Annotated in this window: 20 protein-coding genes; 8 read left to right on the top strand and 12 right to left on the bottom strand. The window is 45.6% G+C overall.

The features are described from left to right. Window positions 1-9 precede the first annotated feature (9 nt). Both iolD and iolE read left to right on the top strand, forming a co-directional pair. Window positions 10-1,875 (top strand): 3D-(3,5/4)-trihydroxycyclohexane-1,2-dione acylhydrolase (decyclizing), encoded by a 1,866-nt coding sequence (iolD, locus tag B5X68_RS02345; protein ID WP_082213057.1) that lies wholly within the window; start codon window positions 10-12, stop codon window positions 1,873-1,875. Window positions 1,876-1,878: 3 nt separating this feature from the next. Further along, window positions 1,879-2,781, top strand: coding sequence for a myo-inosose-2 dehydratase (iolE, locus tag B5X68_RS02350; protein WP_082213058.1), 903 nt, complete (start codon window positions 1,879-1,881; stop codon window positions 2,779-2,781). Window positions 2,782-2,972: 191 nt separating this feature from the next. Here the strand turns inward: iolE and B5X68_RS02355 are convergent, their stop codons facing one another. Continuing rightward, window positions 2,973-3,152 (bottom strand): DUF433 domain-containing protein, encoded by a 180-nt coding sequence (locus B5X68_RS02355; RefSeq protein WP_082213059.1) that lies wholly within the window; start codon window positions 3,150-3,152, stop codon window positions 2,973-2,975. A gap of 175 nt (window positions 3,153-3,327) precedes the next feature. Here B5X68_RS02355 and B5X68_RS02360 point away from each other — a divergent pair, with 175 nt between their 5' ends. Both B5X68_RS02360 and B5X68_RS02365 read left to right on the top strand, forming a co-directional pair. Continuing rightward, the gene (locus B5X68_RS02360; protein WP_229208255.1) at window positions 3,328-4,782 is read left to right on the top strand and encodes a S41 family peptidase; all 1,455 of its coding nucleotides are present in this window, start codon (window positions 3,328-3,330) and stop codon (window positions 4,780-4,782) included. A 160-nt stretch (window positions 4,783-4,942) separates the two neighbouring features. After that, the gene (locus B5X68_RS02365; RefSeq protein ID WP_082213060.1) at window positions 4,943-6,940 is read left to right on the top strand and encodes a T9SS type B sorting domain-containing protein; all 1,998 of its coding nucleotides are present in this window, start codon (window positions 4,943-4,945) and stop codon (window positions 6,938-6,940) included. Window positions 6,941-6,969: 29 nt separating this feature from the next. Here B5X68_RS02365 and B5X68_RS02370 read toward each other — a convergent pair whose 3' ends face one another. Next, the gene (locus B5X68_RS02370; RefSeq protein ID WP_082213061.1) at window positions 6,970-7,953 is read right to left on the bottom strand and encodes an acyl-ACP desaturase; all 984 of its coding nucleotides are present in this window, start codon (window positions 7,951-7,953) and stop codon (window positions 6,970-6,972) included. Window positions 7,954-8,094: 141 nt separating this feature from the next. Here B5X68_RS02370 and B5X68_RS02375 point away from each other — a divergent pair, with 141 nt between their 5' ends. Beyond that, window positions 8,095-8,832 (top strand): lysophospholipid acyltransferase family protein, encoded by a 738-nt coding sequence (locus B5X68_RS02375; protein WP_082213062.1) that lies wholly within the window; start codon window positions 8,095-8,097, stop codon window positions 8,830-8,832. Window positions 8,833-8,962: 130 nt separating this feature from the next. Continuing rightward, window positions 8,963-9,373, top strand: coding sequence for a hypothetical protein (locus tag B5X68_RS02380; protein WP_082213063.1), 411 nt, complete (start codon window positions 8,963-8,965; stop codon window positions 9,371-9,373). Between the two features lie 67 nt (window positions 9,374-9,440). Here B5X68_RS02380 and B5X68_RS02385 read toward each other — a convergent pair whose 3' ends face one another. Together B5X68_RS02385 and B5X68_RS02390 are read right to left on the bottom strand one after the other, a co-directional pair. Next, window positions 9,441-9,893 (bottom strand): GNAT family N-acetyltransferase, encoded by a 453-nt coding sequence (locus B5X68_RS02385; RefSeq protein WP_082213064.1) that lies wholly within the window; start codon window positions 9,891-9,893, stop codon window positions 9,441-9,443. Between the two features lie 7 nt (window positions 9,894-9,900). Further along, window positions 9,901-11,259, bottom strand: coding sequence for an acyl-CoA dehydrogenase family protein (locus B5X68_RS02390; protein WP_082213065.1), 1,359 nt, complete (start codon window positions 11,257-11,259; stop codon window positions 9,901-9,903). 177 nt (window positions 11,260-11,436) lie between these two features. Here B5X68_RS02390 and B5X68_RS02395 point away from each other — a divergent pair, with 177 nt between their 5' ends. Continuing rightward, complete coding sequence (locus B5X68_RS02395; protein WP_082213066.1) at window positions 11,437-11,649, top strand: hypothetical protein; 213 nt, start codon at window positions 11,437-11,439, stop codon at window positions 11,647-11,649. Window positions 11,650-11,653: 4 nt separating this feature from the next. On the opposite strand, the gene B5X68_RS02400 is transcribed toward B5X68_RS02395, so the two are convergent. Both B5X68_RS02400 and B5X68_RS02405 read right to left on the bottom strand, forming a co-directional pair. Continuing rightward, entirely contained in the window at window positions 11,654-13,423 is a 1,770-nt protein-coding gene (locus B5X68_RS02400) for a glycoside hydrolase family 9 protein (protein WP_141110166.1), read from the bottom strand. 76 nt (window positions 13,424-13,499) lie between these two features. Then, on the bottom strand, window positions 13,500-13,913 hold the full coding sequence (locus B5X68_RS02405) for a Dabb family protein (protein WP_082213068.1): 414 nt from the start codon (window positions 13,911-13,913) through the stop codon (window positions 13,500-13,502). Window positions 13,914-14,090: 177 nt separating this feature from the next. Between B5X68_RS02405 and B5X68_RS02410 the strand changes: the two genes are divergently transcribed. Further along, window positions 14,091-14,531, top strand: a complete 441-nt coding sequence (locus B5X68_RS02410; protein ID WP_082213069.1) for a cupin domain-containing protein — start codon at window positions 14,091-14,093, stop codon at window positions 14,529-14,531. Window positions 14,532-14,536: 5 nt separating this feature from the next. On the opposite strand, the gene B5X68_RS02415 is transcribed toward B5X68_RS02410, so the two are convergent. The 6 genes from B5X68_RS02415 to B5X68_RS02440 form a co-directional block, all read right to left on the bottom strand. Then, a complete protein-coding gene (locus B5X68_RS02415; protein WP_082213070.1) occupies window positions 14,537-14,938 on the bottom strand; it encodes a DUF6934 family protein in 402 nt (133 codons plus the stop codon). A 91-nt stretch (window positions 14,939-15,029) separates the two neighbouring features. Next, complete coding sequence (locus B5X68_RS02420; protein ID WP_082213950.1) at window positions 15,030-16,016, bottom strand: DUF6807 domain-containing protein; 987 nt, start codon at window positions 16,014-16,016, stop codon at window positions 15,030-15,032. A gap of 71 nt (window positions 16,017-16,087) precedes the next feature. Beyond that, window positions 16,088-17,428, bottom strand: a complete 1,341-nt coding sequence (locus tag B5X68_RS02425) for a Gfo/Idh/MocA family protein (protein ID WP_082213071.1) — start codon at window positions 17,426-17,428, stop codon at window positions 16,088-16,090. Between the two features lie 121 nt (window positions 17,429-17,549). Beyond that, window positions 17,550-18,917 (bottom strand): 3-keto-disaccharide hydrolase, encoded by a 1,368-nt coding sequence (locus tag B5X68_RS02430; protein WP_082213072.1) that lies wholly within the window; start codon window positions 18,915-18,917, stop codon window positions 17,550-17,552. Window positions 18,918-19,091: 174 nt separating this feature from the next. Then, the gene (locus tag B5X68_RS02435) at window positions 19,092-20,753 is read right to left on the bottom strand and encodes a RagB/SusD family nutrient uptake outer membrane protein (RefSeq protein WP_082213073.1); all 1,662 of its coding nucleotides are present in this window, start codon (window positions 20,751-20,753) and stop codon (window positions 19,092-19,094) included. Window positions 20,754-20,795: 42 nt separating this feature from the next. Further along, window positions 20,796-23,984, bottom strand: coding sequence for a SusC/RagA family TonB-linked outer membrane protein (locus B5X68_RS02440; protein ID WP_374754807.1), 3,189 nt, complete (start codon window positions 23,982-23,984; stop codon window positions 20,796-20,798). Window positions 23,985-24,295: the final 311 nt, after the last annotated feature.

Raw genomic sequence — 24,295 nt, forward strand, 5'->3', positions numbered from 1 at the left:
ATTCACAAAATGACCAGAAGACTTACAGTAGCGCAGGCTACGATCACATTTTTAAAGAACCAGTTCATCGAGCGCGACGGCATTGAGCAGCCTTACTTTGGCGGCTGTTTCGGGATTTTCGGGCATGGTAATGTGGCAGGATTAGGCCAGGCATTGCAGGAAAACCCCGATTTTCGTTACTACCAATGTCGCAATGAGCAATCGATGGTGCATACGGCTGTGGCTTATGCAAAAGTCAAAAACCGCCTCGGCGCGTTCGTTTGCACCACTTCCATCGGTCCGGGGGCAACCAATATGATTACCGGCGCAGCATTGGCGACCATAAACCGGTTGCCTGTTTTGCTTTTGCCTGGCGATATTTTCTCAACCCGGGAGCCTAACCCGGTTTTGCAGCAATTGGAAAGCGCCTCGACGCAGGATATTTCTGTGAATGATTGTTTCAAACCCGTTTCCAAATATTGGGACCGCATTAACCGTCCCGAACAGCTCATCTATTCGCTCCCCGAAGTAATGCGCGTGCTGACCTCGCAAGCGGAAATGGGCGCGGTAACATTATCTATGCCGCAGGATGTGCAAACGCATGCTTACGATTTCCCAGAAGAGCTTTTTCAAAAAAAAGTTTGGCATATTGGCCGGCCAAGGCCAGATTTGACAACATTACAAAAAGCTGCGGAATGGATCAAAGGCGCAAAAAATCCAGTCATTGTGGCTGGCGGCGGAGCCATTTATAGCGACGCTTGCCCGGTTCTGGAAGATTTCGCAAGCAAAACCGGTATTCCTGTCGGTGAAACATTTGCTGGAAAAGGGGCTGTCCGTTACGACGCGCCTTACGGCATCGGCGGCCTTGGCGCAACAGGAACCAAATATGCCATTGAGATTGCCAACGAAGCGGACATTGTGATCGGCATAGGAACGCGTTACAGTGATTTCACGACGGCTTCCAAATCGATTTTCAAGAATCCTGACGTCAAATTTATTAACATTAACATCAGCGAATTCGATGCTTTCAAGCACGCCGCATTGCCCGTGATCGGAGATGCGAAAGCGGTTTTAGAAGAGCTAGCAGCTCTTTTAGGTGATTTTGAAGTGGATCAAAATTATCGCCAGCGGATCGCTGACATGAATAAAGCATGGGATAACGAAGTGACGCAAATCTATGCGGAGGGAAACAGCACTGTTTCACCTATTGATCAGGCAGTTGTGATCGGCACATTGAACAGCTTCATGGACGACCGCGACGTGATGATTAATGCATCGGGCAGTGCGCCGGGTGATTTGCACAAATTATGGCGTGCGACCGATCCGAAAAACTTCCATCTGGAATATGGTTTCTCTTGCATGGGTTACGAGATAGCAGCGGGGTTGGGAGCCAAAATGGCCGATCCGACGCGTGAAATCTATGTAATCTGCGGAGATGGCGGTTATCTGATGAACAATCACGAAATCGTGACGTCGATCCAGGAAGGTGTGAAATTCACCATTCTGCTGTTGAATAACAATGGATATGCCAGCATTGGCGGACTTTCGGAAAGCATTGGCAGTGAACGTTTTGGGACGATGTATAAATATCGGGAGGAAAATTCGGGCCAACTTTCAGGTGGATTTCTTCCGGTTGATCTTGCGAAGAATGCGGAAAGTTTGGGCGCCATTGTGATCAAAGCGACGGATAAAGCTTCTCTGGAAGCTGCATTAACACAATCCAAAACCAGCGAACGCACCACGGTCATTTACATTGAAACAAGTCTTTACAGGACCGTGAAAGGTTATAATGCCTGGTGGGAAGTCCCTATCGCGGAAGTTTCCACTTCTCCCAGCGTGCAAAAAGCATTTGAAAACTATAAAACAAACAAAAAAGAACAGCGCATTTTCCTGTAAGCCATGAACTTCGAAAACATTAAACTGGGCGTTGCGCCTATCAACTGGACCAATGACGATATGCCCGAGCTGGGCGGTGAAAATACTTTTGAGCAATGTATCAGCGAAATGGCGTTGGCTGGATTCACGGGTTGTGAGGTCGGCAACAAGTTTCCACGCGATACCAATGTTTTGAAAAAAGCGCTGGAATTGAGAGGGTTGCAAATCTGCAATCAATGGAACAGTTACGAGCTTACGACTAAAACGTTTGCAGAAAACCGCGAAAACTTCACAGCATTGCTTGATTTCCTCGACACAATGGGCGCCAAAGTGATCGGCGGCGGTGAGACTGGAAACAGCTGCCAGGGACAAATGAATGTGCCTGTTTTTGAGGGAAAAGGAATGTTGAAGACCAAGGAAGAATGGGATAGCTTCACTTTTGGCCTGAATGAACTCGGTAAAATCGCACGCGATCGGGGAATGAAACTGGCTTTTCACCACCATATGGGAACATGCATTCAAACCATTGAAGAAACAGATCGCTTACTTAATGAAACCGATCCCGACAATGTATTCCTGAATTACGACTGCGGACATTTCCATTTTGCAGGCGAAGATCCGGCTGTTGCGCTCCAAAAATACATCGGCCGTACGGCGCATATCCATTTGAAAGACGTTCGCCAGAATGTCCTTCAACGCGTTCACGACGAAAAGCTTAGCTTTTTAACAGCTGTAAAAAGCGGCGTTTTCACAGTTCCGGGAGATTCCGAAGGCTGCATCGATTTCCCATCGCTTTTTGCCATCATCAAAGAAAGTGACTATAACGGCTGGATCGTTTTAGAAGCAGAACAGGATCCGGCAAAAGCGAATCCATTGGAATACGCTATCATCGCCCGCAAGTTCTTCAAAGGACTAACTGGGATTTAAGTAACAAACATTACATTATCGCCACTGGACCTCGGGGAAGTCTCGATTTTTTGAGATAACTCTTAACTAGTGGCGATAGTTTTGTTAGCTCCGTATAGGAATTGAATTTAGTAGTCAAAACAAAAACGGTCACTGGGTAAGCCTTGAAGTTTTGCTGGTAACGCATGTTTTTGTCAAACGTGAGCATTGCGTCAAAACAATCCGATCGCCTGTTCCCTACTAACCGTTGGAAAATCATCCAGAAATTCATCCAGTGAAACGCCTGCTTCCAAATGATCAAACAATGACTCGATCGGCACGCGGGTTCCACTGAAAACGGGCTGACCGTTCAGAATTTCATTATCGATTGTCACGATTTGTTTGATGTCCATAGGTTTCCTGCATTAACACTTGCTGTAAATTTAAACAAAATTTACACTTATTAAATCTCAATTAAATTTCACCAATTTCCTCCATTTAAACGCTTCGCGACGCCACAGACCGCGTGCTACATACGTATTAGCTGTATAGTTCGTTAAACAACTTAATTTCAACAAACCTACTAATATGTTATATCTTAAAAAGTTAAACCTTCTTTTTGCGCTTGCTTTTGCGGTGTTGGTGGTGGGGTGCAAGGAAAAAGATGTTCAGCCTGACATTTTAACCGCCACAGATTCAACCTCTGTTTCAGACAGGCAGGCGATCAATGCCTGGCTCTATGAAGTGATGGACGATGCTTACTTCTGGTACAAAGAGCTTCCCGCCGAATCCAGTCTGGATGCTACAATCAGTCCGTTGGATTATTTTGAAAAACTTGTTTACCAAAGAGAAACCGTTGACCGTTTTTCGGCTGTAACCGATGATATTGACGCGTTGCAAAACGAATTCAACGGAATCAGTAAGATTTTCGGGATCAGCTATTCGCTTTCTTACATTGATGACGGCAAATCCAACATTGCTGCTTTCCTGAACTATGTTGTGAAAGACAGTCCTGCGGCGGTCGCCGGTTTGAAAAGGGGCGATATAATCCTCAAAGTGAATGGAACACAGCTTACACAAGGCAATTATGCAACATTACTGAGCAGTAATGAGACTGTTGCTGTTACATTAGGCGCATTGCAGGACAGCAAAATTGTGGCGACAAACACCACCTATTCCATTACTAAGGCCGAGGTCACCGAAGACCCTGTTGCATTTTCAACCGTCATTTCAAAACCTGCTTTGGGTAAAACAATCGGTTATCTTGTTTACACACAATTTGTGCCTGGTAATGCTGCCGATCAAGATAAATATGACAACGAGCTGCGTCAGATTTTCGCAGACTTTAAAGCAAAGGGCGTGAACGAACTTGTGCTCGACCTTCGCCTGAATTCCGGCGGATACATTAGTTCTGCAAATACATTGGCCTCTTTAATTGGAAAGAACATTTCGGCTTCAAAGACCTTTTACAAAGAGCAGTGGAATGATAAATACATTGCTTACTGGCAAAAACAAAACGGTGCAAATGCGCTTAACTATAATTTTCAGGCTGAGGCTAACAACATTGGCAGCAATCTCAACCGGGTTTTTGTCCTTACCTCAAATGGAACCGCATCTGCCAGCGAGTTGGTAATCAATGGCTTGAAGCCGTATATGAATGTGGTGACGATTGGAGAGAATACAGCTGGTAAAAATCTTTTCGGTTCTTTGATCGATGATGATCAGGAGCGTTGGAAATGGGGCGTTTATGTAATGCTAGGGCAGACTGCCAATGCGAATGGCGAATCCGATTACGGGACAGTTGACGGAATGACTCCCAACTACATTGTGGAGGACTCAAAAGTGCCATATAGCGCTTTTGGAGATGAAAACGAGACGCTGTTGCGTAAGGCGCTGGAAGTGATGGGCATACCAGCAGCTACAACGGGAAGAACCGCTGCTGTCAAAACAGTGGAACCGTTCCGTAAACTGCTTCGGGATGATCTTCAACTAAGAAAAAACCTGATGATTAAGGACGGCATTCTCAAAGCCCTTAATCAGTAAATCCGCCTGAAAACAGTGCAGTCAGAGAGGTTCCGGTTCGGGGCCTCTCTTGTTTTATACACTTCTTGATGCGAAATAAACCCGATCGAACATCTATTATGCCGGATTTGACGTAATTTTATTTCAAACTCACGTCCTTTACTTCCGGCCTCGGCTGAATATGAAAATACGGTTACTCTTACTTTTTCTTTGCGCATTCTTTTATCTCCCCGATTCTTTTGGGCAGACTGTCAAGCATACTTATCGTTTTTACAACACATTCGAAGTGGCAGCACCTGAGTGCGGGCCTTTGCTCACACCCGTGAAAGCATTAGGCAATTGCCCTGCTCCCGCAACAGACGGCGCTTTTGTCAATGATGTGTTACCCTGCGGCGTGCAGCGGACCGTTTATCAGAATAACCTCAACTGGGGCTTGATGTATCCCAATACAGAAGGCGCGATCACGGATAATTATACGATCCAAATGTACATTAAGCCCACCAATTGGGGCAAAACCTGGGCCCGGATCATCGATTTTTCAAATGGCGGCTCGGATCAGGGGATTTACTTTAAAGACCGTAATGGCTCTGCTGACCGGTGCATTGATTTTTATCCTTATGGCATTGCAGGCGCTTGTCCGTTTTTTAATACAAATACTTATTATCTCATGACATTCACGCGGAATGGCCAAACGGGCATTATGGATGTTTATGTAGATAACACGTTGTTTGCGTCTTATGACGATTCCCAGGAGCCAAAAAGATATGTCGGCAAAGCCGGAACGCCCATTTATATTTTCAGGGATGATCAGTCTGTCTCCTGCGAATCTGGGCAAGCCAACTTTGGTTATTTATCATTTACGGATCAGTATTATACCAAAACGGATGTTGACAGAACATTCAATGAGATCTGCTTCACGGCCAATATCAACCCCAATGCAGATTTTTCCATTGCACCGCAGGCAATTTGTAAAGCAGATCAGAACGTTGAGATCAAATATACCGGCACGATCCAGGTGCCCGGCTCAGATTATACTTTCGAATGGGATTTTGACGGGGCGCAGGTCATTTCGGGCACTGGAATGGGTCCTTTTGTTGTAAAATGGAATGACACAGGGGAGAAAGACGTGGCACTGAGCATCACAAACATTAAATGCGGAAACAAGATCGTCAATATTAAACAGGCGACCGTCAGCGACCTTAGCTTAACCACTACATTAGAGCCCGGAACCTGCGATAAAACAAGCGAGGGAACGCTTACGGTGACCGGAAAAGGTGGCATGATGCCATATCAATATTCAATCGATTCGGTTAATTACCAGGCAGATGCATCTTTCAAACTCTTCCCCGCAGATTACAAAGTATTTATGAAAGACAGCGATGGTTGTGTGGTAAAGGAACCCGTGAAAGTTGAGTTTTCGAGCAACATTAATGTTCAAACCATTGCCGACACGGTCATTTGCGCAGGCGGATCGGTGCAGCTTACGACTATGAGTAACGCGCAGAATTTCGCCTGGGAAGCGCAAGCCAGCCTCGATAATCCAAATGCAAAAGATCCGATTGCAAGTCCCTTAATAACAACGCAATATGTGGTCAATGCATCGCTGGGCGTTTGTAATTTGCGCGACACCGTGACAATCCAGGTTGCGCCTGCCATTGAGGTAAAGGCAACACAGGACGCACTGATCGATATCAACGTTCCCTATCAGCTTGTGGCTTCGTCTCCGCAAGTAATGAACCTGAACGACGCCATATTCACCTGGTCGCCTCCGAACGGGTTGAATAATCCTTCCAGCCCCAGCCCTATCGCAACCTTGCAGGCCGACCAGAGTTACACCGTTGAAATCACTTCCGGAATGGGTTGCACAGGAAAGGCAACAGTAAATCTGCGGGTCAGGCGACGGGAAAACCTGACTGTCCCAACGGCATTCACACCCAATGGTGATGGAAGAAATGAAATATTGATGCCCGTTATTAATGATATTACCAGCCTCAATTTTTTCAAAATTTACAACCGCTGGGGAGAACTGATGTTTTATACCAAAGACTTAGATAAAGGCTGGGACGGCACTTTTGATGGAAAGCAAGCTTTGTCAGGCACTTATGTGTGGATGATCGAAGGGATATCCAATGAAGGAAAAGTGATGAGGAAGAATGGTTCCGTAATGCTGATAAAGTAAAAATGTCAGCCTCTGTGGCTGACATTTCGTTATTTGATCCAACTAAATTCATATTGCAATTCCGGAATTCTTGTCCGGTCTGCGATCCTTTTTAATCTGTCCGGCAGCGCCATCAAATAATCTCTGGCTTTCTCTGCTTTTTCGTTAATATTCCTAACCGCCCCGATCTCCCATTCAACCAGAAGGCTGTCCAGAATTTCGATGTAGTCGTTTGTTGTGTAAACGCCAAGTCGCTGTGCCGCGTCGGAGAAATGGGAAAAAGTATCACCCATTTTCACACCCGATTCACGCAGAAAATGCGCAGGCATTACGATTTTTTTGCGCATCATATCTTCCAGTGCCAGCAGCAGTTCCGAAGGGTCAACTTCTAAAATTCTTCTTACGAAATCTTTATAAGCCTTCGCATGGCGCATTTCGTCTGACGCGATCACACCGCAAATTTTGGATAAATGCGGGTTCCCGAATTTCTTAGCCAATGTCGCCGTTCTTCTGTGCGAAACATTGGTCGCCAACTCCTGAAAGGATGTGTAAATAAAGTTACGGTAAGGGTCACGATCTGTCCCAATGTCGAAGCCATCGGCGATCAGAAACTGCGTTGAAACCTCCATAGCACGCATATTCACACGTCCCGACAAATATAAATACTTGTTCAAAAGGTCACCGTGACGGTTTTCCTCAGCCGTCCAGCTACGCACCCACGAGGCCCAGCCCGAAGGCTCATTCACCTGATCAACGCCAATAACGTCCATAAGCCACGATTCATAAGTAGGCAATGCTTCCTCAGTAATGGTGTCGCCTATGAGCACTGCTATGTAATCGTAAGGCAATTCGCGGCAGCTTTCCTGCAATAGTTTCACCTCGCTGAAAAAATTTTCATCACTGGAATCTGGCAGGAAATCCGAGGGCTGCCAATTTTCTTCGATCGGCTTCAAATATTCGGCCATTAGCACATTCAGGTCCTTTCCTACATGTTGCATGACTTCAAGTCTTTCTGCTGAAAGTGCGGTATCCATTATATTTCTTTTTTAAGCTCTGTTTGTTAATTTACAAATTACGTGAATTAAATGTAAGTATCGAATGACTTTTATCAATTCACGGTTCACAAATTATGACAATCAACGCAGTTTTAAACTATTTTTGCAGAAAAAATCCGAATGAAAAAAATCGTTGACTACGTATTAAGTATTATTTACCTGATTCATTTTGGCTTAACCCTGCTTCTCTTTCACGTTTTCCAGGTTATTGCATTTAATGTTTTTGGTAAAAAAGTACACAAAGTAGTTGTCGACTATCTGAACTTCTTTCTCACCTACGGATTATATCTCACAGGTGCCCGGATCACGCTTAAAAACCTCGCGCAGTTGCCTGAGAACCGCACCATTATTTTTGTCGCCAATCACCAGAGCACATTCGATATCCCGGCGGTTATCTGGTTTCTCAGAAAATATCACCCGCGATTTGTTTCCAAGATAGAACTCTCAAAAGGCGTTCCAAGCATTTCCTATAATTTGAGAAAAAGCGGCGCAGCCTTAATTAACAGAAAGGACGGCAAACAAGCAGTCACTGAAATTGCGAGGCTCGGGAAGTTAATTCATGAGGAAAAAACGTCCGCCATCATTTTTCCGGAAGGCACGCGCACGGCCAGCGGCATTATGAAACCATTTGTTCCGGGAGGCGTGGCCACATTGCTTAAACGTGCCCCGGACGCGCTGATCGTTCCCGTTGCGATTAACGGAACAGGAACATTTAACCCAAAAGGAATTTTCCCGCTCAGGTCGTTTTCACATCTTTCCTGGACCGTGCTTCCCGGCATTGAACCGGCCGGAAGAAAGGCAGAAGAAATTCTTGCGGAAGCGCAGGAAGCCATCCAAAGTTCCATTTCCGGAAGATAAATCCCTCAAAATCAAATCGTCCTGCACAGCTTTTAAACAGCTGTTTTTCCCTTAACAATCATTAACAAGGGCATTTTAAACCTATGTCTTTTGCGGCCCTCTAACCCATGAACTTTAAAATTTATTGGTTATGAAAAAGATATTTTTTGCCGCAATGCTCGCACTAGGATTCACAAGCGCATTTGCCCAATATGGTGCTACACCACATTCAGAACGCGGTGACCGCCGTTACGATGACCGCCGTCATAATGAATATCGTCAGAGAGGCGGATCGGAGATCAATTACTTACAGCGTGAAGCGCGCCAGCAGATTTCGGCCGGAATCAACCGCGGAACACTTTCACGCCGTGAAGCCAATGCGCTGATGAACCGTTATGAACGAATTGAAGCCCGCGAAAGGGATTACAGCCACCGCGGCAGGTTGTCGCCACGCGAAACCCGGATCCTTCGCGAAGACCTGCAAAGATTAATGGCAGACACGCGTAGAATGAGCGATCGCAGAGGCGACGGCTGGGCCCGCGATAACAGAGGCAGATATTAAGTATTAAATGGCAGTTGAAGGTTTAGGGTAATTTGGAAACGATCCGGTCGGTTGACCGGATCGTTTTTTATAGGTCATTTTTGAAATAGCGAACCAGCTTAACGTGTGATTTCTCGAATCCTTCGCGCTGGTAAAAGCGGTGCGCCTGTTCGCGAACATTGCGCGAAGTCACTTCGATCTGAATAGCTCCTTTTGATTTTGCAAAGTTGGTAACCTGCAACATTAATGCTTTTCCAACCTGCTGAGAGCGAAATTCCGGCTCTACATACATTTCCTGAATTTCGGCAACGAGCGCAGCGTGATGTAACAAGGGCTGAATGTGGCAGCTCACCATTCCAACGGGATTGGTGCCCAGCTCTGCAATGAAATAGCTGACGTTGGGATTTTTTATGTTTATATCAAAAGCAAAATCAAAGCCCGCGACATCCATCACCATGTTTTCCAGGCGGCATATCATGTCGTAAAGGATCGTTCTATCGGATTCTCCGGCTTGCCTGATCGTCAATTTCTCTATTTCCATACAATTTTTATACAAAAGCGCTTTCACCTGTAATTGCGCGTCCGACGATCAGTGAGTTGATTTCTTTGGTTCCTTCGTAAGAATAAATCGCTTCTGCATCCGCCACGAAACGCGCAATGTCGTATTCAAGCAAAATTCCGTTACCACCGAAAAGCTCACGTGCATGATCCACAATTGAGCGCATACGCAAGGTGCTGAAAACTTTTGCGAGCGATGCATGTTCGTCGGTAAGCACGCCGCCGTCCTGCAATTGGGAAAGCCTGTAAACCAATGTTTGCATGGCCGTAAGGTCGCCCAGCATTGTAACTAACAGATCCTGAACCAGCTGGAACCCTGCGATCGGACGTCCGAATTGTTTTCTTTCCAAAGTGTATTTCAAAGCGAGCTCATAAGCGCCTCGCCCGCAACCCACCGCCTGCCAGGCAACGCCAGCGCGCGTCATGCGTAGCACATTGGCTGTGTCTTTGAAGGAATTTGCATTTTGAAGGCGGTCCGTTTCCGGCACGCGGCAATCTGTTAATGTAATCAAAGCATTCTGAACAGTTCGCAGCGCCATTTTGTCCTGCATTTTTTCAGCTACAAAACCCGGATTTTCTTTTCGTACGATGAAACCTTTGACCTGATTATCGGCAAGGTCTCTCGCCCAGATTATAGTAATATCAGAAAACGTAGCATTGCCTATCCACTTTTTTTGACCATTAATAACCCATTCATCGCCAACACGTTCACAAGTTGTGGTAAGCCCTCCTGCCACGCCGGAACCCACTTCCGGCTCCGTTAAGCCAAACGCACCGATCAGCTCCATTCGCTGCATAACGGGCAGCCAATATTGCTTTTGCTCCTCGGAGCCGCATAAGTAAATCGATCCCATCGCAAGTCCGCTGTGCACCCCGAAAAACGTGGAGATCGAAGAGTCCACCCGCGCCATTTCCATCGCTACAAAGCCTTCCAGCAATGCAGACTTTCCTGCACAGCCGTAACCTTTGTAAGTAAGTCCGCAGATGTTCAGCTTAGCCATCAATGGAATGATATGCATCGGAAAATGTGCCTTATTCCAATATTCATTGGCAATCGGTCGGATTTCGGTTTCCATAAAATCACGGACTTTCAGCTGAATCTCACGGTCCTCGCCGGTTAGCGTTGCGCTGAGTTCGTAGAAATCACCATTTACGACCGGTGGCGCCTTCTTTTTCCCCGATCCCGCTTCCATGAATTTCAGCATTTTCCCAAGATCCTCCTCACTCATTTTAGACACCACGCCCATCATCCTGTTCAGATCCACTTTTTTTGAAAGCTTGCCAAGGGCATCCAGATCAATGTTTTTGAGCAATGTTCTTATTTGAGAAAACGATTCAAGAAAACTCATAATGCTGATTTTTGGTTGATTGCAATTTAGCTTTTTAAATAAAGTCCCGTTGCTTCCGAATCTATTCCGCTGGAAAGGAATCGTTTTCTTACAGCCAATGTGTAGAATTTAATAATCATCAAAAACGTATACGCTCCGGGAACGGAAATTGAGCATTGATTGGAAAATCATACAAATATGGCAACGCAATCAAATAAGGAAAATGTAGAAGGCGGCTCACCCACGCATGGCGGCCCGAAAGGCAAAGAAAAGCAAAAAGATGACAGTGCAAAACCTTCAAAAACACTTTCGAAAGAAGCAGTGAAAGAGTCTGAGCAAGAAAATATGACAGGCAAGAAAGGCTATAATGAAACGCCTCCGACCGTGCCGGTCAAATCAACAAAACAGTAAGCGGCTATTTCATTTCAGATAATGCTTCCAATGCTGCTGAAAGGTAAACCATGGGCGCGTTCCAGTTAATCGCGATCTCATTGGAAGCATAAGAACAGTCGTCATCCGTAAAGGATTCATCCGCAAATTTGCTGGTGTAAGTCGTGCATTTGTCTTGCTGGGCCGGATTAGGGCCGCCGGATAAAAGTCCGGGAACCGGGTCAACAATCCCATCGGCGACAGATGGCCGGTGGTGCGGATGCATGACGCGTTTTGAGCCAAATCCGGTCAGAAAGCAGTAACCTGTTGCATTTCTGCCCAGCAAATAATCCAGATTACCTTGCGCCGCTTGTGCATATTTCGGATTTTTTGTCAGTTTAAAAGCATAGAGCAATGCAATGCCCTGATTGGCGGCCACGGAGCTGCTTCCCCAGGAATAATCCTTCGCAGTTTTGCCCATAACCGTGTGGTAAGGTTGTTTTTCGAGGTCAATCAGCAAGTTATCGGCAAAGGAAATGATGTTCTTTTTCAGGCTGTTCGTCAACGATGGATCCGTTTTCAGCTCTTCCGCAAAGCGGATCATGGTGTAGTAGCCCAATGTTTTTACCTGGCTCCAAGTTGGCAAAGGCATTGGCTGGTCAGCACTAAAGTTAATGTCTTTCAGATAATCCGCCTTTTTGGTCAGTGCATACATTTCCGCGCCGGCCCAAACCCATTCATCTTTCGCATCCCGGTCGCCATAGGCGCCAGTCACGACGTCCGGATCAAACTTTTTGTTCATCTCATCCTGACTATATAGCACCACAGGGTTCTTTTTCGCCCATTCCCAACCCTTCACCGCCGCCGTGACGCAGGAATCGGCAAGTCCGGGAAATTTATTCTCAAAATTTTTGAAAATACGCGCGGACTGTGCCATAACCGCGACAAAGTCTAATGTTGCAGCGGTGCCTTTCTGGACAACGTAGCGCGGATTTTTAGCGGCATGGGGCATGATCATTCCATCAAACCTTGGATTGGTCAGTTTGTGATAAACGCCGCCGTCGGCAGGATCCTGCATGGTTAGCATCCAGCGCAAATTCCAAAGCGCTTCGTCCAGAACATCAGGAACGCCGTTGTTGCTTTCAGGAATATTGGTGATGAAATTTTCGCAGAAGGATGGATAATCTTCATACAAAGACAGCATTGTGCCCATTGTTATGCCGGAGTTGACAATGTATTTGTTATAATCACCGGCATCATACCAGCCTCTTGGTGAGCTAATTACCGAATTTTCCGGCCGCGATTCCGAAGCAGCGGATGCGTGTATCAGAACCTTATCATCCGGATGCCCAGCCGGTCGCGCCCATTTTCCGGCAAACTTTTCGGGCAGATCAATGGACACTCTTTGATAATAAAATCCTTTCAATGAGGCCGCAGCTACATCTTTAAAAACCTTTTCTTTTATTTCAAATGCCGCCGATTTCCCCAGAGCAGGAACTTCAACGAAATACTTACCGGCTTTACGAACGCTTGAAAAGTCGGCAATGCGGCTTGTTTTACCGGAATGCTGATTAATCCGCGGCTCGCTGAGCTTTCCTTTAAGAACCGTTTTGCCTGATGAAGCATCTTTCAGTTCAAATGCAGTCTGCTTTTCTCCCAGGACAATGGCTATTTTCTGTCCATTGGGATAAAACCCGACCTGGTTCACCCGGATAGGCTCCGCGGCATTTTGCGCAGAAATCAAATGTGAAAAGCCCACGAAAAGTGAACCAATAAAAGCGATTGTGATCTGCTTTCGGGAAAGGGAAAAGGGCATTAGCTGCATTTCGGATCAATAGGTTTAATAGTAAAAGCAAAATAGCACGCGCTTTACCGCTAAATCATTAATGATCCTATCCTACTTTTTTCGGCCCTACTGAATCATACACAACCACTTTCTCCCACAAATGAGAATATTCCTTGATAAATTCGAGATGGATCGGGTGTGTTTGATAGATCTCCTCTTCGATTATATTTTTGAAAAAGCACATCCATGAATATGAGTAATCCCTTACGATCACAGATCTGTTTGTTTCGGCAGGCTTACCAATGTGCACATATTGTATGGTCGGAACCTTTGCCAGCTTGTTTAAGCCTTCCAGCAATTTGGCCTCATCCTGCGCATTATGAGGATCTTTCAAATAAAAATAAACGTGATGAATGAACAGCTCCTTCACTTTTTCCGGCTCGGCGGCCAGCGGAGAGATTGAAGCGATTGTGGCCAGTCCAGCATTTTGTAAAAACTTCCGTCTTGATTTGTCTTCCATGTTTTGAGTTAGTGAATGTCCCAGTTCTGATAGAAAAGGATTTATAAGAATTTTCAGATCTCAATGTCAATCAACATCAAGAATACGACTTCTTTCCAATCTTTTCAAACGGATCACTAATGGTAAGACTCAAAAAATAAGGTCTTTGTGTTAAATACCACTAAACCTGTTGATTCAATGTACATTACAAAAAGAGATTTGGGCGTCGCCACGGTTACGGCATGTCTGACATTTACCTGCATTTTCGCCGGCTCGCCCAAGGCAATCCTCGACTCATCCATTTTCGACTGGAACGACATGAAGGCGAAAGAAACTAAAACCGGTGCGGTACGAACTGTTTTCAGGTCGCAAACTGCTACGCTGGATGAGTTAGAATGTCACATCACCACATTGAACCCCGGTGACAGCTCGCACCCACCGCACAAACATCCTGAGGAAGAGATCATTATTATCAAAGAGGGAACCGTAGAAGCGCTGGTAAACGGACAGATGAAGCAAGTTGGCCCAGGCTCCGTCATCTTCCAGGCTTCCAACCAAATGCATTCAATCAAAAACGTAGGAACGACGCCAACAACTTATCACGTGTTCAGCTGGCATTCGGCTGGGATGAAGAAGTAGAGGGGTTAATTTTGCTTTTTTCGAAATTCCTCTGGAACAGGGTAAGCTTTTAAAAGAGCCCTCATTTTGTCCGACTTTTTATCGAAATAGACCCTTATCTTTTCGATATCCTGAGCTGAAAATTTCTCCGACTTATTTTTATCACTTTCTATTATAGTGTCCATAGTGTAATATTTTTGATTGAGGTAAACATACAAATCATTTTTATCGGTGTCGCCATTCCTTATTTCAACGGAATCATCGACTTCTTCCAGTATTTCATTCCAAACACCAAAACCTAAATTATATGTATTATTCCCATGAGGGCTATATATTATAAACATTTCAAAACTTCCACGAACTCCGTTGCTATAAAATTGATAGATATTTGCACTCAGATATTCGACTGTGTATTTTTCGGCATTCATAAAATTATAGTGTGTAATGATGTGCAATTATAGCAAAAAAGAGCCACAGTCTCCTGCGGCTCTTTTGGCAATGTTTTCTTAAACTTTATCCCTATTTCGTCTTCGCATACTCAGCCGCCATGGCGTTGATGGCTTCGTCTTTCAAATGTTCAGATGCGATTACAAGCCGGTAGCGGAATGTGGTGGATTCCCCTTTTTTCAGTTTGAAGTTGAGCGTTTCCTTTCCATCGCTAAGCGCCTTCATTCCCAATGGATTTACGGCAAAAAGACCATAACCGCGGGCGTGCCAATATGCTGGGTAACCAACGTTTTTCGGGTGATCGATCATGGCGACGCTGATGTTCTCGTCTTTGATCTTTCCTGTAAGATTACACCAGATTGCGCGCTTACCCCAGACAGCTTCCCCTTCTACACCATTGCTGTTGCGGTAATTGCCGGTAATTCCTTCATTGTTCATGACCGGAACTTTGGTCGCTATGCCGCTTGCATCGGTGAAAATTTCAGGCTTATTCGAAGGCAATTCCAGCTCGCGGGCTACGCGAATCGCGAACATTCCGTCCTTAATGTCGGGCATGGCCACTTCGTCCAGCACGGCGGTTAAGGTTGTAGAACGGTCAATTATGCGCTGATCCGCTTTTCCGCTGAAATGATATGTGGTGGTTTCCTGCAACGTCAGAACGCCGTTTTTATCTTTCCAGTCAGCCGTTACGGTCAGCTCGCCTTTATCTTTTCCACTTTTCATGGATTTGATGCCGGTGTGAATGATGGTTCCGTAAGCACGTTTGGCATGGTCGACGGCGTCGGAATTATTCCAGTAGTCGTTACCGTTAACGTCCTCATAATTGAGCCAAATCCCTACGTGGTGCGGGTGGTCCACGCGCTCGCCCGGCCTTGGATCAAGCGGCCATCCTCTGGTTATGAGCGTTCCTCTGGCCGTTTGGACCGGATAGAGCACGGCCTTTTTCAATTTATCTTCACCTGGATAGAAATAGGATGTAAAAGCTTTGCCGTCGATTTTAACTTCAACCTTTTTTTCCTTCTCGTTGTTAACCAGATCCACTTTTTGAGCTTGAACCATTCCTCCTGCTGCGAAAACAGAAAGTGCCGTTGCTGCTATGCCCTTTGTTATAACATTCACGTTCCTGTCGGTTAGCTTAAAACAATTTCTTTTTTCTTCGGATCCCAGCTCACGCGCTTGCCTGTATGCAGCGCCTGCGTAGCCATAATGTTCGCTACGGAGTGGTTGAAACCAACGCGCGCCGGCGCATTGCTTTCCTTGCGGCTGCGGATACATTCCATCCAGTTGCGCATGTGCAGCGAAGTCATTGGATCCGCTCCTGTATTGGCGTCAGTCGCAATTTTATCACCAGTTTTAAGCGCCATTTCAGGAAGGAGATTTGCCTGAAGACCCATTCCTTTGGCATCTTTTTCCTTTAATCCGCCCTCCGGAGTAATTTTGTTCGTATCCAGGTTGATCATTCCACCATTTGAATAGTAGTATTCCTTCACGCCGCCCGCCTCATTATTGAAACGCGACGAATAAATTACCTGAAAGCCTTTTTCTTTGTTGTCAAACGGCCCGTATTCGAAAGCGGCACTGAATGTATCCACATTTGTCCGGCCATCTTTCCAGGTATAGATTCCACCATTAGCCACAACATTTCTTGGCGCGTCAAGACCTGAGAACCAATGCACTGTATCGATCTGGTGTGCCATCCATTGTCCCGGGATTCCGGAAGAATACGGGTAGAACAAGCGGAATTCCAGATAGTAACGCGGGTTCCATTCCACTTTCGGGCGGTTCATCAGGAAGCGGTCCCAATCGGTATCTTCTTTTCTAATCTGAGAAACCAGTTCTTTGCGTCTCCAGCGACCCGGCTGATTCACATTCCAAGTCATTTCTACCGTGGTAATGTCACCGAATTTGCCTGATTTGATGTATTCATAAGCTGCCCAGTAATTCGGTGCGCTGCGGCGCTGAGAGCCTACCTGTACAATTTGTTTTGATGCTTCAACAGCTTTCAAGGCAACTTTGGCATCTTCCAATGTTTCGGCAAATGGCTTTTCAACATACACATCACGGCCGGATTTCACAGCTTCCGCGCAATGCAATGCATGCTGGAAGTCTGCCGTGCTGATAATGACTGCATCCACATCTTTGCGTCCCAGCAACTCTTCGTTGTTTCTGGCTTTGGCGAATTCGGCGGACGCATAAGGTTTTCCTTTCATAAATGCCTCTGCCTCGTCACGGCGGCGGTTCCAAAGATCGGAAACGCCCATAAACTCAAAGTTCAGTTCTTTCGCATGATCAGAAAAGCTTGGGGCCAGCGAGCTGCGGAAACGATCGGAAAAACCAATGATCCCCACACGTACGCGGTCATTTGCACCCAAAATTTTCCGGTAACTAGCTGCGCTAAAAGCATTTGAACCAACAGCAACACCCGCCGAGGCCAGCGCTGCATTTTTTATAAAATCCCTTCTGCTTGTCATGATATTGATCTTAAAAAGTTAATTTTCAGTTAATGGGCCGCGAGTCTGGCGGGCAATCAGTTGTAAAAAACCAGTGGGCTTTTATCTACTCTAAAAAAAGATTTTTTTTAAACCGAGCGTGTTATTTTATTTCCTTCACTTTCAAACTACGGAATGAAACATTGTCGCCGTGGTCTTGCAAAAGCAGGTTACCTTGTTGTGATAGTCCAAAACCTTCAAAGCCTTTGAATTTCGACTCTGCTACAAAATCCTTAAACTGCTGCGAACCGCGCACATATTCAACCACTTTGTAACCATTCAGGAAGTGCTGAACCGTTCCATCTTTCTGGACCACAATGCGGCCCTGGTTCCACTCGCCAATCTTCTTTACAGCGTTTTTGGGCCTGTCGGCAGGGATTACGTCATAAAAAGAAGCAATGGTGCGGTTTCCGTTTTTACCAAGTTTTGCATCGGGATGTTTTTCATCGTCCAGCACCTGATACTCGCATCCAATGCCCGATTTTCCTCCCGAATTGAATTTTTGATCTACAAAATATTTTACACCGCTATTAGCACCTTCGGTCAGTTTAAAATCAAATTCGAATTCAAAAGCAGGGCCATACAATTTCTTTGTAACAATGTCATTTCCTGTTTCAGATCCATCCGATTTTGAGATAGTGATAGTTCCGTCGGCGTAGTTCCAGCGTTTCGAAGGGAATTCTGTTCCGCCGTATGAGCGCCATTGATCAACAGTTTTACCATCATATAGCAATGCGTATCCCTGCGCTTTTTCTGCATCATTGAGAGAATTCGGGATCAGGTTCACAATGCGGATGTTAGCTGCCGGACTCGGTTTAAGGTCTGTGGTTTTGATCCTTACATTTTTCCAGCTTACCTGTGTTCCTTCCAGATCTTTGCTCCCAATGGCGTGCACTTGCAGACATATAAATCCGCTTGGAGTCATGTCGTCGATCACGTGCGCAACCGGAACACCATTCAGGAATGTGCGGATGGAGGTGCCGATCGCCTCGATGCGGTATTTATTCCAGGCGTCTTTTTTGAAGGCTTTTTTCGCTTCAGGGTTCAGGTCCAGCGGATAAAGCCAGCCGCGGCGTGCTTCGTCGTAAAGTCCGGCAGAGTAAGCGCGGTCGCTGGGGTCAATTTCAACCTGGTAACCATGTACACGGCCATTCTGATACTCGGGTGTTGATAAGCTTCTGATCTGAATGCCTGAATTCAGCTTGTTATCGACTTTTACATCACATTCAAAAATAAAATCACCGTAATTTTTCTCAGTAGTCAGGAAGGAATTAGGCGTGTCGGTGACAGAAGTTCCTACAATGGCACCGTCTTTTACTTCATATTTAGCCTTTCCATTCAATTGTTTCCATCCGGTAAGGTCTTTCCCGTTGAAAAGATTTTCCCATCCGTCCTTCGATTTTTGCGCGTTCGCCAATGTTAGGGTGACCAAAAGCAGCAGAATGGTCAGCGGTAATCTTTGTTTTTTCATTTTAATAGGAACTCTGTTTGATAAATGACTATGTAACGGATTAAATGGACTACCGTATATGATGGATATAACGATATTTTGCATACGTTACCCCTACGTAATGAAGATTCCCGTCACGCAAAAGACACTTAAATCTTCTGTCATGACGGGAATGCTGTTTACTTAATTAGATGATCAATAACCCGGATTTTGCGGGAATGCGGCCGCACCGCCCTCCGTTCTGTCGATCTGCGTTTGCGGAATCGGGCGCAATAAGTGAATAGGTTTCACATTAGGCGCTGCTTGCGGGTTGTATTTTTGAACCCTTTCAACCAGGTTACCCCAGCGTTTCAGGTCCATCCAGCGGATCTGCTCTCCCAGGAGCTCACGTCCGCGCTCTTCCATCAACATTTCCATGTTCATATTCGCTTGCTTGATCTCCATAGCAGCGGCTTTCCCAGGAAAAGCTGCACGGCGACGCACCATATTGATCGCATCTGTGGCTTCCTTCACTTTGCCGGTCAGTAATTGCGCCTCGGCAAGCAATAAATAAGTATCCGCCAATCTGAAACACATATAATCCCTGCTTCCCGGCTCGTAAGTGCGGTCCGGGCGCAGCGGATCGAGGAATTTTCTGTTTGTCGGGAATAAAGCTTCGTCGTAACGGCTTGGTACTAACACCTGATATGGCTTCTTAGCACGCTCTGCCAAAGGCATTTCGTAACCTGGAATAAATATCGTTGTGTCACCTGCTTTGAATGTAACCTCTGATTTTGAGTTATCAAAAACGTTGGTAAACTTGCCCGGGTTGTTGCATATCCATGTGTCTTTAAACGTCTTTTTATAACGTGAATCATTCACACGATCTGCAAAAACGGTTTCCAGACAGTATTTTGTTGGACGCATGCGTTTGAAAGGACGACCATTCAAAATATCACGGACCATTCCGGCCTGCACGTCGTATTGCATCCCGAAATAAAGGTGCAAGCTGTTTCCGGTGCCGTTTGTCAATGGATCCATGGTATACTGAACCGCGAAAACAACCTCATCGTGCATCTGATTTGCCTGGTCAAAAACACTCGCAAAATCAGGTAACAGCTTGAATGTGTAATTGTTGATCACACTGGAAGCATAAGTGGCAGCTTTGGAATAATCATCCGCAGCTTTGGAAGTGGAATTGCCTTTTGCCAAATAAACCATGGCCAGCAAATGCTCTGCCGCTGGCTTTGTAGCACGACCGTAATCCGTTGCTTTTGATTTAGCTTCAAGGTCGGGCAAAGCCGATTCCAGGTCGGAAATAATCTGTTTGTAAATTTCCGATTCGGGCGCACGGGAAGTTTTTTTGGTAGGTAAAATGGTTTCTGTCAATCTCAGATCGACCCCGCCATATTGCTGCATCAAAAGGAAATAATAATGCGCTCGTAAAAACTTCATTTCGGCGACACGCAACTTTTTGATTGCATCGCTTACCGTGGCCGCGGGAGCACGTTCAATGACCGCATTACAGACATTGATCCCACGATAAGTCTCATCCCAGATCGTTGCCAGGTAATCCACGGTTGGCTGCAATTGTGCGTCATAAAAGTGGAACCCTTTGTAACCGCCATCAGCACCCGTTGCATAAAGGTCTGTGCCAAACTCAGTCATGGTAATGCCTTGCTGCGTTCCGTAATAGTTACGCAGGGACGAATAGGCCGACTTTGCTGCATCCTCAAAACCTTTCGGCGTATTCATATAGTCGTTACCAATGCTGGAAATCACTTTTTCATCCAGCAGGTCGCTGCACGACTGGCCCATGAGCATGAATGCCATTAAGCCAATGTATTTGTATGATTTTTTGATGTATTTAAATTTCATTTTTGTCAATATTAAATGTTGTTACCAAACCTTTCAGATTGCTCAGAACTTCACATTAAGTCCGATCGTGGATACACGTGTTGCTGGCGTTACACCGGATCCGATTGTTGTGTCCGAAGTTTCAGGATCCACACCATTGTATTTTGAGCGGTATTTCGACCAGATTTTAGGCTGCTGGATACTTGCAAACAAGCGAAGCGATTCCAGGCCGAGCTTCTTGGTAAGGTTGTTACTGAAAGTGTAACCGAAGTTGACGTTACGGATTTTCACAAATGAGCCATCATAGTAGATGATCGCAGAGTTGTTAACAGGGAATTCTTGGTCCTTGTTAGGCTGCGGAAATTCATTGGTAGGATTATTTGGCGTCCAGTAATCCACATACATTTGCTGATAACGGCCAGCCAATGCATTGTTATCCCTGTGGAAACCGCTGATGATCATTTGCCCTTGTCTTGCATAAATAAAGAAAGAAAGGTCAAATCCTTTGAAATTGAAACGGTTTGTGATACCACCACTCCAATCCGGCACATCTGATCCCAGTTTCTGACGGTCATCTGCATTGATTTTGCCATCAGGCTGTCCTGTCAGTTTTCCATCCGCGCTGCGTCCGTTTACGTCAGCCACTTTAATCTGGCCTACCCGGCTTCCATAAGATTTAGCTGCATCTGCTTCGTTGGTCTGCCAGATCCCAGCTTTTTTGTAATCAAAATATTCAGACAAAGGATATCCGATAAACCATTTGTTACCCAAATCATCCACTGCACCATTGTAAAGGGAGATGATGGCTTCCGTGTTTTTGGTAAACTGGAAATCTGTGGTCCATTTGAAACCGTTCTTTGCGTTCACGTTAATGGTAGAAACACCCAGCTCAATTCCGCGGTTACGCGTTTCACCAACATTACGAGTCACTGCATTGAAACCGATTGAAGCTGGCAGCTGATCAGAAAGCAGCAAGTCCGTTGTATTTGTTTCATAAAGTTCAAGAGAACCCTGCACACGGCCTTTGATAAAACTAAAATCAATACCCACGTTTTTGGTAGCAGAAGATTCCCATCTCAGATCCGGGTTACCGATTGTATTGGGGCGATAACCGTATGCCGGCGTATTATCCCATGCATAAATTGTCCTGCCCAGCAAACCTTGTGTCTGGTAAGGTGCCACACCCTGGTTACCCACAGAACCGTAGCTCACCCGAAGCTTTAAAAGGTCAAGCCATGACACACCTTTCATGAAAGGTTCATTGGAGATATTCCATCCCAAAGCTACCCCTGGAAATGTTCCGTACTTTGTATTTTCCCCAAAACGGCTCGATCCATCTCGGCGGGCTGTTACGGTTAAAAGATATTTGTCGGCATAATCATAGTTAATACGCGCCATATAGGAATTTAAAGTCCAGGGAATCAACACGCTACCAACTCCAAGAACTGCATTTGCATTACCAACATTGTAAAATTGCTGCGTTTCAGCCGGCACACCCTGAACAGAAATTGTGTTTGCCTCAAAGTTTTCGCGCTGCACCGAGTGAAGGGCAGTAATGCCCAGGTTGTGTTTCGCTGCAAAAGTTTTGTTGTACGTAACAATGTTTTCCAAGGTCCAGTTGAAACCGTATTGGTTGTAAATCGCAGCTTGCGGATCACCGCCTTTTCGGGCATTGGTTTGTGCCCCTATAAAACGTCCGCCGCGTTCAACTGCAAAGTCTGGGCCGAAATTGATCCGGTATTTCAAACCTTCAATGATCTTAACTTCGGTGTAAATGCTGTTGAAAATGCGGTACTTTTTACGTTCGTCAACCTGTGCGCCCGGAACTATTTCAGCAAGCGGGTTGGTCAGAAGTGCATCATTTGTGGGAGCAAAAATAAGTTTACCGGCATCGTCAAATGCTCTTCCAAGCGGGTTTTGGTTCAATGTAAATGAGTATGGGTTCAAATCCTTGCCATTTCTCACGGAGTACATGAGGTAGGAAGAAATCCCTACTTTCACACGACTGTTAATGTTATGATCAATGTTTGCACGCAGGGAAGTTCTTGTGTAATCCAATCCTTCCGAAATCCCTTTATCCCTGAAAAAGCCCCCGGAAATGTAGAATTGCGTTTTTTCATTGCCACCCTGCACACCCACGGAATGATTTTGCTGAAAACCCTGACGCAGGATCATATCCTGGTAGTCTGTCGTGCGGTTCTTTGCAATCCCGTCCAATTCTACTGCTTCAAATAGTTTTGAATCCGCAAATGCATCGACCTGGCCGGTTGGCACCGGGTTTCCGTTTGCATCTTTATAAAGGCTTCCCGCAGCGATGCCTCGACGCGACTCGCGTAAATATTCAGCAAATTCAGGTCCTGAGAATAAGCGGATTTTGTCCAGCGCATCCGTCACGCCCACATATGTGTCATAACTGATCGTTGTTTTACCCTTGGTAGACTCTCCTCTTTTCGTCGTAATAAGGACAACACCGTTAGCACCTCTTGCACCATAAATAGCGGTTGCTGTTGCATCTTTCAGGATTTCCATGGACGCCACATCATTCGGGTTCATGTCTTCATAACCTCCGGAAACGAAGTCAAACGGGCGCGTGGCCGACGACATGAGCTCATTACGGTCACCCGCCAGCGGAATACCATCCACAACATATAATGGATTGTTACCGGCATTGAATGAACGTCGGCCGCGAATAAGGATTTTCGGTGTAGACCCCGGCTTACTTCCCGACTGGGAAACGTCGACTCCCGCCACACGGCCCTGCATGGCCTGGCCTATGTTCGTAATCGGCATTTCGCTGATCTGCTTCGCAGACACGGATGAGATCGCACCTGTTGTCTGGCTCTTTTTCTGACTACCATAACCCACGACTACGACCTCTGTGAGCGCTTTCATATCAGCATCCATTTTAATATCAATGATGCTTTTTGCGCCAACCGGCACTTCCTGGGTTATAAATCCTACTGATGAGAACACCAGCACCGCGCCATTATCCGGCACTTCGATTTTAAACTGTCCTTCGACATCTGTGTTTGTCCCGCTTCTGCTTCCTTTCAACACTACCGACACCCCTGGAATAGGTGTGTTATCTTCTGATGAGGTGATTTTCCCAGACACGGTTTTGTCAATAGAAAAAACATGGGTTACGTTGGGCCGGTTCAGTGAAAATGCCTCGGCGGTGAAGCCCGACACGATCATCGCTGCCATGGTCAGACGCAAAGCGCTTTGACCAGTACTAGTAAATTTTCTTTTCATACGCATTGATTGGTGATTGATAAAGTTCTGACTGCTTACTGCTGGACGAGATTTTTCTGGACTACCCTTAAAAATTATTATATTAATTCTAAAAAAAATTAAACTGTAAATTACCGGTTACACATCAATGGTTACAAAACGCACCAAAAAAGTGTCTTGTTGAGAAAAGGGGGAAGCGAGAAGTTTTAAGAGGTTCAGTTTGAATAATTCCAATAACTACATTAATTGTACAAATAGTACAATTTGGAATTAATGGTTGAGAATAGATATAAGTGCGTTAATCTGGAAATGAAAGCGGTATTTTATTTATG

It is taken from the genome of Dyadobacter psychrophilus (assembly GCF_900167945.1).
GTDB lineage: Bacteria > Bacteroidota > Bacteroidia > Cytophagales > Spirosomataceae > Dyadobacter > Dyadobacter psychrophilus.